Genomic DNA, 12,527 nt, shown 5'->3' on the forward strand with positions numbered 1-12,527 from the left:
CTGCAAGCTATACTTTGGTTTGCCATGGCAACGGCAATGGTAGCCTGCGGAGCAGAGTATACGCCAAAGCCAAAAGGATACAACCGCATCGATCTGCCTAAAGCAGCATACCAACCCTTGCAGGAGCAGCATCCGTTTACATTCGAATACTCTAAATACGCCAAAATTCGCCCGGATTCATCGAGCATTGCGCGTCCGCACTGGATCAATATTATCTACCCAAGCCTCGGTGCTAATGTGCAGATAACATATATGCCCATCAACAATAACCCGAAGGCATTCTTAAACCTGACGGAAGATGCGCGCCGCTTAACATCTAAGCACCAGATAAAGGCTTATTCTATAGAAGAAACCGAAATTAAAACACCCAACGGCGATGTAGCTTCTGTGTTCGAACTGACGGGCGAAGTACCAAGCCAGTTCCAGTTTTATGTAACCGATACCACTACACATTTCTTCCGGGGCGCTTTATACTTTAAAACCGCCACGCAAAACGATTCGCTGGCGCCGGTGATCGAGTATGTAAAAAAGGATATCATCCATTTGCTGAACACGCTAAAGTTTAAGGATAAGTAATAATTAGTAGACGCTCGAAATATGCGAACGTACTTTTAAAAGAAAAGAAAGCATCTTAAGCAACATCACTTCATATGCTTTCTTTTATACTTATATCTTAACCTTTCAAAGTTCTTCAAAAAGGCAGCAAACTTGACTTCAACATAGTCACAATCTTTCCTAATCCAAATATTAATTTTATATTTAATAGCAGATTAATCCCTCTGACTAGTATATATGAAAAATAAACTATGCTTTCTGGCGAGTCTTATTCTACTTCTTTCCTGCTCAAAAGATAATATTTGTAATGAAGCCTTTTGCGTGAAGATTAATGGGAAGAAGTGGTGGCCGAGCAGTGGGTTTAAGGTTAATTCTTTATCATTTAACTTGGTGGACAATGGGAATAGGTTTTGGTTTAGTGCTCAGAACGGTTCCACATCCATCTTAGTAAGTGTAAGAGACACGACAAGAGGAATTCAATTAGGTGACTATGAATTAGCAGAGGGTTATAATGCTGGGTATTATACTAAGGATTCGAATATTGAATTTCGTACAAACATAAATAATACGGGTTCTTTGTCCATCACAGCAATAGACAAATCCAAGAGAACAATCTCCGGTACATTCTATTTTAAAGCCCGTAACTCTACTACAGGTGAAGTTGTTGAGATTTCAGATGGAAGTTTTAACAGGAAGACTTACTACGAATTCTAAAGTTATTATATATAGTTAAAATTTATTTCCTCAACTACCGCCGTTGTTGGTGTTCTCGCCAACAACTCCAAAGAAACAAAGTATAAAGCCCTGGCAGCATTTACACCTGTCGGGGCTTTTGCGTATTTTTGTAATCTATACTTATCCTGAATCATACTTATTAAGCTGAAAGCGTGAGCAACTTCTTCCATACCAAGATTGAGTTCCTGAAAGGGGTGGGACCGCAGCGTGCTGAGCTGCTGCAGAAGGAGCTTAATATTTATACGTACGGCGACCTGATCCAGCATTACCCTTTCCGCTACCTTGACCGCACGCAGTTTTATAGGATCGCTGAGATGGACGAGAGCCTGCCGTACGTGCAGGTGAAGGGTACCATCAAAGGCAAAGAGCTTTTAGGCGAAGGACGCAAACAGCGTTTGGCTGCCAAGCTAATAGACGAAACCGGCGAACTCGAACTGGTTTGGTTTAAAGGCGTGAAGTGGATGGAGAAAACGGTAAAAAACCACACAGAGTACATCGTTTTTGGTAAGCCAACCGAGTTTAACGGCAAATTCAGCATGGCGCACCCGGAGCTGGAAGAGTTAAGCGAGGTAAAGCAAACCAATGCATTTTTGCAACCGGTTTACCATACCACCGAAAAACTGAAGATGCACCGCATCGAGAGCAAAACCATTATGAAAATGATGGAAATGCTGTTGAAAGTGGCTGCCCCAAATATACAGGAAACCCTCTCTCCTGAACTTATAGACCATTACCGCCTGATGGACAAGCGCAATGCGCTTATCAATATTCACTTCCCGGAATCGGTGGAAAAGTATAATGCCGCCAAGTTCAGGCTGAAATTTGAAGAACTCTTTTACATACAGCTACGCTTGCTACGCCAGAAAACCGTGCGTCGTGCCGACCTGGCCGGCCAGATTTTCAGCCAGGTGCCAACTGTAACCGAGTTCTACAAAAACCACATGACCTTTGACCTGACAGGTGCACAGAAAAGGGTTATAAAGGAAATACACAAAGACCTGACTGCAGGCAAGCAAATGAACCGCCTGCTGCAGGGCGATGTAGGTTCGGGTAAAACGATAGTTGCTTTTATTACCATGCTGATTGCGGCCGATAACGGTGCGCAGTCTGTTTTAATGGCCCCTACCGAAATTCTCGCCGACCAGCATTACGTTGGACTGAAAGCTTTTGCAGACAGGCTGGGCATTAACATCGGCAAACTAACCGGCTCTACTAAAACCAAAGACCGCAAAGAACTACACGAGCAACTCCGCTCCGGCGAAATGAAAATGATCGTGGGTACGCATGCCTTGCTTGAAGATGTAGTGCAGTTTCAGAACCTGGGGCTTTGTATCGTGGATGAGCAGCACCGTTTTGGTGTGGAGCAGCGCTCCAAGCTTTGGCGCAAGAACCCGCGCGTCATCCCACATGTGCTCGTCATGACGGCCACACCAATTCCGCGCACCCTAGCCATGACTTTGTATGGCGATCTGGATGTATCCGTTATTGATGAAATGCCGGCTGGCCGTAAAGAAATTGTTACAGTTCACCGCTTCGACTCGCACCGCCTGCGTGTTTTCCAGTTTCTCCGCGATCAAATAAAACTTGGCCGCCAGGTATACATTGTGTACCCGCTCATAGAGGAATCGGAGCAAATGGAAAACTATAAGGACCTGATGGATGGCTACGAAAGTATAAGAAGAGCCTTTCCGGAGTACCAAGTAAGTATGGTACATGGCAAATTAAAAGCGCAGGATAAAGATTACGAAATGCAGCGCTTTGTGCGTAACGAAACCCAGATTATGGTGGCTACCACCGTAATTGAAGTGGGCGTGAACGTACCCAATGCTTCGGTAATGATCATTGAAAGTGCCGAGCGGTTTGGCTTGTCGCAGCTGCACCAGTTGCGTGGCCGGGTTGGCCGTGGTGCCGAACAGAGCTACTGTATACTCATGACGGGCTACAAGCTGAGCAAAGACAGCAAAACAAGGCTGGAAACAATGGTACGCACTAACAACGGCTTCGAAATTGCGGATATTGACCTGAAACTGCGTGGGCCCGGAGACCTGATGGGTACGCAGCAAAGCGGCGTGCTTGATTTGCTGATTGCTGATCTTGCCAAAGATGCCCCTATATTACAGGAAGCGCGGGCGGCAGCGCAACGTGTTTTAGAAGCAGATGCCCAACTTGAAAAGCCGGAAAACCAAAATTTGCGACGCCACATCCAATCGCTGAGTGCCAACACCGTAAACTGGAGCCGCATCAGCTAAGTATACTTAAAGGCTTTTTGTGGTAGCGTTTCTGGTCTGCTTGGTCGTGTTAATTAATACAAGGCTGTCTGGCTGCTTTGTATATTTAGCTAATACACCCACCCTATAAATTGGCTTTTTAGCAGCTGTAGCAGAAGCTTCCTTTAATATCCGGCCGGCCAAAAGCAAAATAGTAAAGGGCAAAATTTTCAGTAGAAATCTAAAATTCATTTGGTACCGGCTATTTGTAAATCTATTTACACCAATTCATAGTTCAAGTTATATGCCAATAATAGGAATACCTCTATTTATACTTTAGGAGCATTTATTTATACTTTATATGCTAAACTTGTTCCTGATATGGGAAATTAAAAGAAAGACTGGGAAATTATTAAGTATACTTCCTGAAACCGCAGACGAGCGTAAGCTTTTCTTTCGTGGCAATTAACTTCTTAAAATTTTCTGCTTTACCCTATGTTAATAAATAGGATTTATTCTATACCTTGTTCTTTTAAAGAGAACAAACAACATACTGTGCCTAAAGTTTTACGCCCGTGAAAAAATTTATATACCCGCTATTTATACTTCTAGTGCTGAGCTCCGGGCTTGTTAAGGCGCAATCTAAAACAAAAGCATCTTCGCCTTTTGCTTACATACCTGATAATTCTGAAGACCGCTACAACCAGCGCATCACTCAAAAAACCATACCAGTAGGACAAAATGAATTTGTTATACTTAGCAGGCGCTCAGAAAGCGAATATGCTGTAGAAAAAATTAATACGGACCTTAAAAAAGCCTGGTCTGCTACACTTCCTGTTAGCACCAGCGAAACCATAGATGCCTTTTTCATAAATGGTGAAGCTGCTATAGTTATAACCCACCGCAACAACGGGCAAGGCTCTCAACAGCTTTACGGCCACCGCATCAGCCTGCATAATGGCGCAAAACAAGAACCTGTTTTACTGGTAGAAGCTCCTTCAAAAGCCCGCAGAGCAAGTATAACAGCATCAGCAGACGGATCTAAAATACTAGCTTACCGTTACCAGACCGATGGCAACCAGCAACTCCGCAGCATAAGCGGCACAATGTATGATGGCAACCTGGCCAGCATTAAAAATATCAGCTATAACCTCACCGATCTGCCCGCCATACTTTCTGCTGATGTGCAGTTAAGCAACACCGGCGACCAGTACATTAACCTGATATCTGATAACATGCGCCGCCTTACTGTAAAGCAATACCCGCTGAATGGCACAGAAGTTAAGGTGATGTCTGTTTTGGTAGGTGGCGTGTTCGAAGGCAGAAAAGTATACATCATGGACAGCAAGTTTTCACTGATGCCCGATGGCCAGCTCTATGGCGCAGTGCTTACTTCAGACGAGGACTCCGGCCAATACTATAGTTTGAAAGCTGTGAAGTTTAATTTCGAAGCAGAAGATATGGTGTTTGCCGAAGAATTTAAATTTACCCCAACTTACCTGGCAAGTATAAATCAGCTTGATAAATATTCTGCCACTAAACCTGACCGCCTGGAAGACATTTACCTTTCGGATTTAGTGCTGACGCCAGAGCAGAAACTGGTGGTAATGGCTGAGAAAAAGTATACCGAAGGCGGAGAAAACTCGCCTTACTATGCCCGCGAAATCCATTTATTTGCTTACGATGAATTTATGGATAACGCGTGGAGCTCTGTGCTGATGAAACACCAGAAAGCCCCGGCCGATGAAGCTTTTTCAGGTATTTCGTACAAGGCTAAGCTATTCGGTAATAACCTGCATTTGCTAACACTGGAAGAGCTGAACGGGAAGTATGATTTATACTTACGCCGCATTAACACAAGCACGGGCACAGCCGATGCCCCTAAAGCAATAGGCCTTAACGTGGCAAACGATAAAAGTATAGCTTATGTAAAGGACTTTACTGCCTGGCTAACCGACAGGAATATTATTACAGTGGTGCGGCCAACCAAAAAGGCAAACAGCCTGCAGTTAAGTCGCATTCTGCTGAAATAACTTAACTTTCTAAACTCTGGAGGGCGCGGGTTTTATAGGCTGGTTTTCCTTCGTGTTTGTGCCGCAGCTTTTTAGTAAAGGAAGTAAGTTGCAGCATCATGTGCGAGAAGCCTACAAACGACACAATTTCTACATACATTTTAAACTCTTTTTTAGAGCCGTCCAGTATGCCAAGCTTATCCACTTTATAGGTATTCATAGCCGACCATGGCATCCAGCGCACAATCTTTTTATGCTTTAGCATGTAGCGGTTTATAGCTACCTCCAGCTGGTAACGCTTCATGCGCTGCTTCATAACCTGCTCCAGGTCCGTTTTCTTGATCAGCCGCTCTCCTGAAAGCAAAATATCACTGCGGTACCAGCGTACAAACCACGGCGAGTTAATACGCCTGAGTATAATCATGTCGATAGCCCGGTGATCATCCATAGCGGTTATGGCGGCTTCTATCTCTTCCTGCCGTAAGTCCTGCAGGTCAGCATCCATTAACAATATCAGATCATTTTTAACAGCAGGCAGGCCATGGCGTATAGCGGCAGCTTTGCCTTGGTTTTCTGGCAGGCGCACCAGTTCTACCTGCGGCCATACAGCCTCCAGGTACTCAGCAGTTCCATCAGAAGATCCGTCATCCACGCAAAGTATCTGCCCAATGTTTTTTACACGGCATATTACCTCCAGCACCTGCGCAATTCGCTCCCTTTCGTTGTAAAAAGGTATAAGACATGTGGCTTTCATTCTTCTTTCTATACTACTGTATTTGTGTTCTTCAACATACGTGAACAAACGCCGGATTTCCCATTTTATGGTGCAAATAATTTACCGTTTACACGCAGTAAATATACTTATAGTTTAATGTTATCCGGTAATTGAGTATAAAAAAAGGCTACCTCCTTAGGAGATAACCTTTCTGTGTTTTAAATAAGAGTTATCAGGATATTAATAAACGTATTCGTTTGCCTCGATCAGGGCAGCTGCTATTCTGCGGCGAGCCTCTTTTGTGTTGTAAAGGTCTTTCTTTGTAAAGCGTTTCAGGCCCATAAACAGCAGGCGCTGCTCATCTCCTTCAGCCATCGAGGCAATGGCATCTTTACCAGCCAGGTAAGCAGTATCCACGGCATCGTTTACCACTACACGCACAATATCTATCTGGTTAGCAACAGCAGCTTCGCCTTCCAGGCCAACACGTTTTTCAACGCGTAGCAGTGTAGATTCTGCCACGTAAGTTTTGATTACCATATCCGCAATGTTCATCAGGATTTCCTGCTCTTTAGCCAGCGAGTTCATGTACTTTTGCACCGCTGTGCCGGCTACCATAAGTATGGCTTTTTTCAGGTTACGGATGGCTTTATGCTCTGCGGCAAACAGGCCTTCTTCTTCAGAACCAAAATCAGGTATAGCCATCAGTTCGCCTTGTACTGCTTGTGCCGGCCCCATCAAGTCGAGCTCACCGCTCATGGCTTTCTTCAGGATCATATCCACGGTAAGCATGCGGTTTATCTCGTTGGTGCCTTCAAATATGCGGTTAATACGGGAGTCGCGGTAAGCACGGTCCATTGGGTAGTCGGCAGAGAAGCCGTAACCACCGTAGATCTGTACGCCTTCATCTACCACATAATCCAGTACTTCAGAGCCTTCTACTTTAAGTATAGCACACTCCACGGCAAATTCTTTTGCAGCACCCAGCAATGCTTCGTTCTCGTTTTTACCGGCAGCCATCAGCTCCTGTTCTTTGTGGTAAATATCCATACCTGCACGGTACAAAGCAGATTCTACGGCATAAATGCGAATGGCCTGCTCCGCCAGCTTATGCTTGATGGCGCCGAATTTTGCAATTGGCAGCTTAAACTGCATACGCTCGTTGGCATACTTAACCGACAGGTCAGCTACTTTTTTGGCGGCACCCAATGTAGCGGCAGCCAGTTTAATACGGCCAATATTCAGGATGTTGAATGCAATTAAGTGCCCTTTGCCAATCTCGCCCAGCACGTTTTCTTTTGGTACCTGGCAATCTGTTAAGAACACCTGCCGAGTAGATGATCCTTTGATACCCATCTTGTGCTCTTCGTTACCGAGGCTAAGACCAGGATAATCTTTCTCAACTATAAAGCCGGTAAATTTATCGCCATCTACCTGCGCAAACACGATGAACACATCGGCAAAACCGGCGTTCGTGATCCACATTTTCTGCCCATTCAGGATGTAGTGCGTTCCTGCTTCGTTCAGTACTGCTTTGGTTTTAGCTGCCAGTGCATCTGAACCCGAACCTGGCTCGGTTAAGCAATAAGATGACATCCATTCGCCGCTCACGAGCTTAGGAATATACTTTTGCTTTTGCTCTTCTGTACCAAAGTATAAAATTGGCAATGTACCTATACCGGTGTGTGCTGCAAAAGCAACCGGAAACGAATGGCCCCCACCCACAGATTCGGTTACCAGCAAAGCCGTATTGAAATCCATGTTCAGGCCGCCATATTGCTCCGGAATAGATACTGCGAACAGACCCAGCTCTCCTGCCTTCTTCATCAGGCTTTCCATCAGGCCCTCTTCGTGGTTATCCAGGCGGTCCAATAGCGGGGTCACTTCATCGCGAACGAAATCAAGGCAGGTCTGCGCCATCATTCGCTGCTCTTCTGTAAACTCAGCAGGAATAAATACATCCTGCGGGTTAGTTTCCTTTATCAGGAACTCACCACCTTTAATTGTAGCCGTTTTTTTATCAGTTACATTTTCCATGGCAGATTATGTTTAGATGTTTTAGATGCAGTTTAGGTTAGTTTATTTCAGCAATTCATAGATACCGGCAACACCCTGGCCACCGCCAACGCAAGCGGTTACCATACCATACTTTTTACCAAGGCGGCGCAGCTCGTGAAACTGCTGTATACTTAGCTTAGCGCCGGAGCAGCCCAGCGGGTGACCTAGTGCAATAGCTCCACCATTGATATTCAGTTTTGCCGGATCAAAATCCAGGTGGCGCATTACAGCTATAGATTGTGCGGCGAAGGCTTCGTTCATCTCAATCAGGTCGATATCATTTAAAGTTAAGCCCGCCTGCTTCAGCGCTTTTGGCACGGCAGCAATTGGCCCCATGCCCATAATGCGCGGATCTACACCACCGGTACCATAGCTTACCATGCGGGCAATAGGCTCCAGGTTCAGTTCCTTTACCATACGCTCGCTCATTACTATAACAAAGGCAGCCCCATCAGATGTTTGCGAAGAATTACCAGCTGTTACCGAACCGCCAGCTGCGAAAACCGGCTTTAACCTGGCCAGCGCTTCTATTGATGTATCGGCACGAGGGCCCTCATCGGTATCAACTACATAGCTGCGGGTTTTCTTTTTGCCGTTCTCGTCCAGGTATGTTTCCTCTACTGTAATCGGCACAATCTGCTCTTTAAAGTAACCGTTTTTGATGGCGTTGATAGCTTTCTGATGCGAGTGGTAAGCAAACTCATCCTGATCCTCACGGGAAACATTATAGTCTGCAGCTACTGCCTCGGCAGTTAAGCCCATGCTCAGGTACCATTGCGGATTATTTTTGGCGATGTTATAGTTAGGCACCGTTTTCCAGCCTGCTACCGGCACCATCGACATAGATTCTGTACCACCTGCAATGATGCAATCGGCCATACCTGCCGAAATACGGTTTGCGGCAATGGCTATAGTTTCAAGGCCTGAACCGCAATAGCGGTTTACAGTCATACCTGAAACCGACATTGGCAAGGATAACAACGAGATCATACGACCGATCTGCAAACCCTGCTCTGCTTCCGGCACAGCATTACCAACTATAAGATCATCAACGCGCTCAGGATCAAGGGCAGGCACAGAGGCTAGTAAGTGTTTGATAACATCTGCAGCCAGGTCATCGGGTCTGGTAAACCGAAAACCACCGCGGCCAGCTTTACCCACCGCGCTACGAAATCCGGCTACTATATATGCATTATTCATTTTGATGCTCTTTTTATAGTTTATACTATAGTTCTTAATTTCTCAGCGGCTTGCCTGTGGTCAGGATGCTTTGAATACGCTCCAGTGTTTTGCGCTCGCCGGTTAACGACAGGAATGCTTCGCGCTCCAGGTCCAGCAGGTATTGCTCGCTAACCTCTGTAGGTGCTGATAAATCGCCGCCGCACATTACGTAAGCCAGCTTCTGCGAAATTTTCAGGTCGTGCTCAGACATGTAGCGGCCCGTCATCATGGCGTTAGCACCTGTCAGGAACATACCCAGTGCTCCACGCCCCTGTACCCGGATATTTGTTTTCTGAACCGGCTTTGTATATCCGGCTTCTGCCAGAAGTATAGCCTGCGCTTTTGCATCGGCAATCAGGCGGTTGTTGTTAATTGTAATTCCATCGCTCTTTCGCAGGTAACCTAAGTCAATCGCTTCAGCTCCGGAGGTAGATACTTTGGCCATACCTATAGTCAGGAACACATTTTTAAGTGAGTTATACTCGATGTCGCCTTCTTCATAGTTTAAAGCAGCACGCATGGTAAGTTCTTTTGTACCACCACCGGCAGGTATAAGGCCAACACCAAACTCAACTAAACCCATGTAAGTTTCGGCAGCAGCCTGTACGTGGTCGCAGTGCATGCTTATTTCGCAACCGCCACCAAGTGCCAGACCATGCGGAGCTGCCACAACCGGAATAGCCGAATAACGCATACGCATCATTGTATCCTGGAACTGCTTGATCATGAAGTTGATCTCATCGTACTCCTGCTCCAGGGCACTCATATAGATCAGGCCGAGATTGGCACCAGCCGAGAAATTGGCAGCATCGTTACCGATAACCAGGCCTCTGAAATCTTTCTCTGCCAGGTCTACTGCTTTGTTCAGGCCCTGGATAACATCACCACCCAAGGTGTTCATCTTAGTATGGAATTCTATGTTAAGAATGCCATCGCCCAGATCATGTATAGTTGCTCCGTTGTTTTTCCAGACAACATTGCTGCTGCGCAGGTTATCAAGTATAATAAAGCCTTCGGTGCCCGGTATAGCTTTATAGTTTTGTGTAGCGATGTCATAGTAGCGGCGCTTACCGTTCTCTACTATGTAGAAAGACTCTTTACCAGCTTCCAGCATTTTCATCACCCACTCAGCAGGAACATAACCAGCTTCTGTCATGCGTTGTGCTGTTTCGCGCACGCCCAGGGTATCCCATGTTTCGAAAGGACCAAGCTCCCAGCCAAAGCCGGCACGCATAGCATCATCTATACGATATAGTTCATCAGATATTTCAGGAATACGGTTGCTCACATATTGGAACAGGCCAAAAAGGGATTCGTTTAGGAATTGTGCAGCTTTATCGTTTTGTTTGGAGAAAGCCTGAATGCGTTTGCGAAGATCTTCTATTGGCTTAAGCGCCTCTATACTCTGGAACTTTACGCGCTGCTTCGGGCCATATTCCATCGTATTCAGGTCCAGCGTCTGGATCTCGGTTTTGCCGCTGGCATCTTTCGTTTTTTTATAAAAACCTTGTCCGCTCTTATCGCCCAGCCACTTGTTCTCCAGCATTTTTTCGATGTAAGCAGGCAACTTAAACAACTCACGTGCTTCATCTTTTTCGCCGGTCTGGTATAAGCCGTTAGCCACATTAGCCAAGGTATCCAAGCCTACCACATCCAATGTGCGGAAAGTTGCTGACTTAGGGCGACCAATGATTGGACCAGATATTTTATCAACTTCATCTACGTTCAGGCCCAGCTTGTTCATTACCTGCAAGCCCTGCATGATGGCGTAAATACCCACGCGGTTTGCGATAAAGGCAGGTGTATCTTTTGCCAGAACAGTTGTTTTACCCAAGTATAGATCGCCGTAATGCAGCAGGAAATCAACTATGGCCGGATCGGTTTCAGGCGTAGGTATGATTTCGAGGAGCTTTAAGTAACGTGGCGGGTTAAAGAAGTGCGTACCGCAAAAGTGTTTTCTGAAATCTTCGCTACGGCCATCCAGCATCAGGTGAATCGGAATACCCGAAGTGTTTGAAGATATTATAGTGCCTGGTTTGCGGAACTGCTCCACCTGGTCATACACCAGTTTCTTTATTTTCAGGTTTTCCACCACTACTTCTATTGTCCAGTCGGCAGTGGCAATGTCCTTCATGTTATCTTCGAAGTTACCTGTCTGAATGAGGCGGGCGTCGGCTTTACGATACAATGGCGAAGGGTTAGCAGCAATGGCCGCCTGCAGCGAGCTGTTTACAATGCGGTTTCGCACAGCTTTGTTTTCCAGCGTCAGGCCTTTTTTCTCTTCCTCGGGCGTCAGCTCTTTAGGCACAATATCCAGCAACAGCACCTGCACGCCAATGTTGGCAAAGTGGCAGGCAATGCGCGAGCCCATTACGCCTGAGCCTAGCACGGCTACTTTCTTGATAATTCTGTTCATAGCAGAAGTATAGTTGTCTATGTTTTAGAAAATTTCTTTGTTCTCGATCATGCTGATAATGCGGCTGGTTACTTTAAAAAAGCTTTCCAGTTCCTGCTCCGGTATAACCTCACGCATCTTGTTATTAAAGTGCTTTACTGTAAGGCGAGATACTTCTTTCTTCTGAAGCCCTTTCTCCGTCAAAAAAATACGCACCAGGCGCTTATCACGAGGGTCTGACACTTTATAGATCAGCTCCTTTTCCTCCATGTTTTTAAGTATACGGGTAAGGCTCCGGGCTTCCAGACCAAGCAGCGGGGCAATTTTTGTTGCCGGCGTGCCTGCTTCCTGGTCTATGTTAAGCAACACAAACCCGATAGAGGTAGTGATATCATTTTTGACAGCCTCGGCATTATACATACGCGATATAGCGTGCCAACATACTTTTACATTATAATCTAGGGTTTCTTCAGCCTTCATGAGTTAACTGGTATATACCAAATATAAACAAATATGTTATGCTTGCATACCTTTTTTATAAAATATTTCTTCCCTCTTCAGATGTGAAGCTGATAAATTTTATTAAAATGGTTACAGGTATAGTTATACTATAAACGCAGCGATGGGAT

9 protein-coding genes are annotated in these 12,527 nt (G+C 45.6%); 4 read left to right on the forward strand and 5 right to left on the reverse strand.

Annotated features, from left to right (window positions below; genetic code table 11):
* The first annotated feature begins 24 nt into the window (after positions 1 to 24).
* From gldD to LWP20_RS17355, 4 genes are all read left to right on the forward strand, one after another.
* Positions 25 to 576, forward strand: coding sequence for a gliding motility lipoprotein GldD (gldD, locus tag LWP20_RS17340; RefSeq protein WP_242929549.1), 552 nt, complete (start codon positions 25 to 27; stop codon positions 574 to 576).
* Between the two features lie 216 nt (positions 577 to 792).
* Entirely contained in the window at positions 793 to 1,269 is a 477-nt protein-coding gene (locus LWP20_RS17345) for a Riean_0653 family protein (protein ID WP_242929446.1), read from the forward strand.
* A gap of 173 nt (positions 1,270 to 1,442) precedes the next feature.
* Positions 1,443 to 3,539, forward strand: a complete 2,097-nt coding sequence (gene recG, locus LWP20_RS17350; RefSeq protein WP_242929447.1) for an ATP-dependent DNA helicase RecG — start codon at positions 1,443 to 1,445, stop codon at positions 3,537 to 3,539.
* A 533-nt stretch (positions 3,540 to 4,072) separates the two neighbouring features.
* Positions 4,073 to 5,530: a hypothetical protein gene (locus tag LWP20_RS17355; protein ID WP_242929448.1), complete on the forward strand. Its 1,458-nt coding sequence runs from the start codon at positions 4,073 to 4,075 to the stop codon at positions 5,528 to 5,530.
* Position 5,531: 1 nt separating this feature from the next.
* Here the strand turns inward: LWP20_RS17355 and LWP20_RS17360 are convergent, their stop codons facing one another.
* The 5 genes from LWP20_RS17360 to LWP20_RS17380 all read right to left on the reverse strand — a co-directional run bounded on the left by LWP20_RS17360 (position 5,532) and on the right by LWP20_RS17380 (position 12,378).
* Positions 5,532 to 6,263 carry a glycosyltransferase family 2 protein gene (locus LWP20_RS17360; protein ID WP_242929449.1) on the reverse strand — a complete coding sequence of 244 codons (732 nt, stop codon included), beginning with the start codon at positions 6,261 to 6,263 and terminating at the stop codon, positions 5,532 to 5,534.
* Positions 6,264 to 6,464: 201 nt separating this feature from the next.
* Positions 6,465 to 8,261, reverse strand: coding sequence for an acyl-CoA dehydrogenase FadE (locus LWP20_RS17365; RefSeq protein WP_242929450.1), 1,797 nt, complete (start codon positions 8,259 to 8,261; stop codon positions 6,465 to 6,467).
* A gap of 42 nt (positions 8,262 to 8,303) precedes the next feature.
* Positions 8,304 to 9,482, reverse strand: a complete 1,179-nt coding sequence (locus LWP20_RS17370; RefSeq protein ID WP_242929451.1) for an acetyl-CoA C-acyltransferase — start codon at positions 9,480 to 9,482, stop codon at positions 8,304 to 8,306.
* A 34-nt stretch (positions 9,483 to 9,516) separates the two neighbouring features.
* The gene (locus LWP20_RS17375; RefSeq protein ID WP_242929452.1) at positions 9,517 to 11,919 is read right to left on the reverse strand and encodes a 3-hydroxyacyl-CoA dehydrogenase NAD-binding domain-containing protein; all 2,403 of its coding nucleotides are present in this window, start codon (positions 11,917 to 11,919) and stop codon (positions 9,517 to 9,519) included.
* A gap of 24 nt (positions 11,920 to 11,943) precedes the next feature.
* A complete protein-coding gene (locus LWP20_RS17380) occupies positions 11,944 to 12,378 on the reverse strand; it encodes a MarR family winged helix-turn-helix transcriptional regulator (RefSeq protein ID WP_242929453.1) in 435 nt (144 codons plus the stop codon).
* Between the last annotated feature and the right edge of the window lie 149 nt (positions 12,379 to 12,527).

Origin of the sequence: Pontibacter vulgaris (assembly GCF_022758145.1) — a bacterium.
GTDB classification, from domain to species: Bacteria; Bacteroidota; Bacteroidia; order Cytophagales; family Hymenobacteraceae; genus Pontibacter; species Pontibacter vulgaris.

What these genes read in the sequence shown, in the direction of transcription:
- gldD (WP_242929549.1), top strand. Translation starts at nt 25, where the DNA reads ATGGCAACGGCAATGGTAGCCTGCGGAGCAGAGTATACGCCAAAGCCA.
- LWP20_RS17345 (WP_242929446.1), top strand. Translation starts at nt 793, where the DNA reads ATGAAAAATAAACTATGCTTTCTGGCGAGTCTTATTCTACTTCTTTCC.
- LWP20_RS17360 (WP_242929449.1), bottom strand. Translation starts at nt 6,263, where the DNA reads ATGAAAGCCACATGTCTTATACCTTTTTACAACGAAAGGGAGCGAATT.
- LWP20_RS17365 (WP_242929450.1), bottom strand. Translation starts at nt 8,261, where the DNA reads ATGGAAAATGTAACTGATAAAAAAACGGCTACAATTAAAGGTGGTGAG.
- LWP20_RS17370 (WP_242929451.1), bottom strand. Translation starts at nt 9,482, where the DNA reads ATGAATAATGCATATATAGTAGCCGGATTTCGTAGCGCGGTGGGTAAA.
- LWP20_RS17375 (WP_242929452.1), bottom strand. Translation starts at nt 11,919, where the DNA reads ATGAACAGAATTATCAAGAAAGTAGCCGTGCTAGGCTCAGGCGTAATG.
- LWP20_RS17380 (WP_242929453.1), bottom strand. Translation starts at nt 12,378, where the DNA reads ATGAAGGCTGAAGAAACCCTAGATTATAATGTAAAAGTATGTTGGCAC.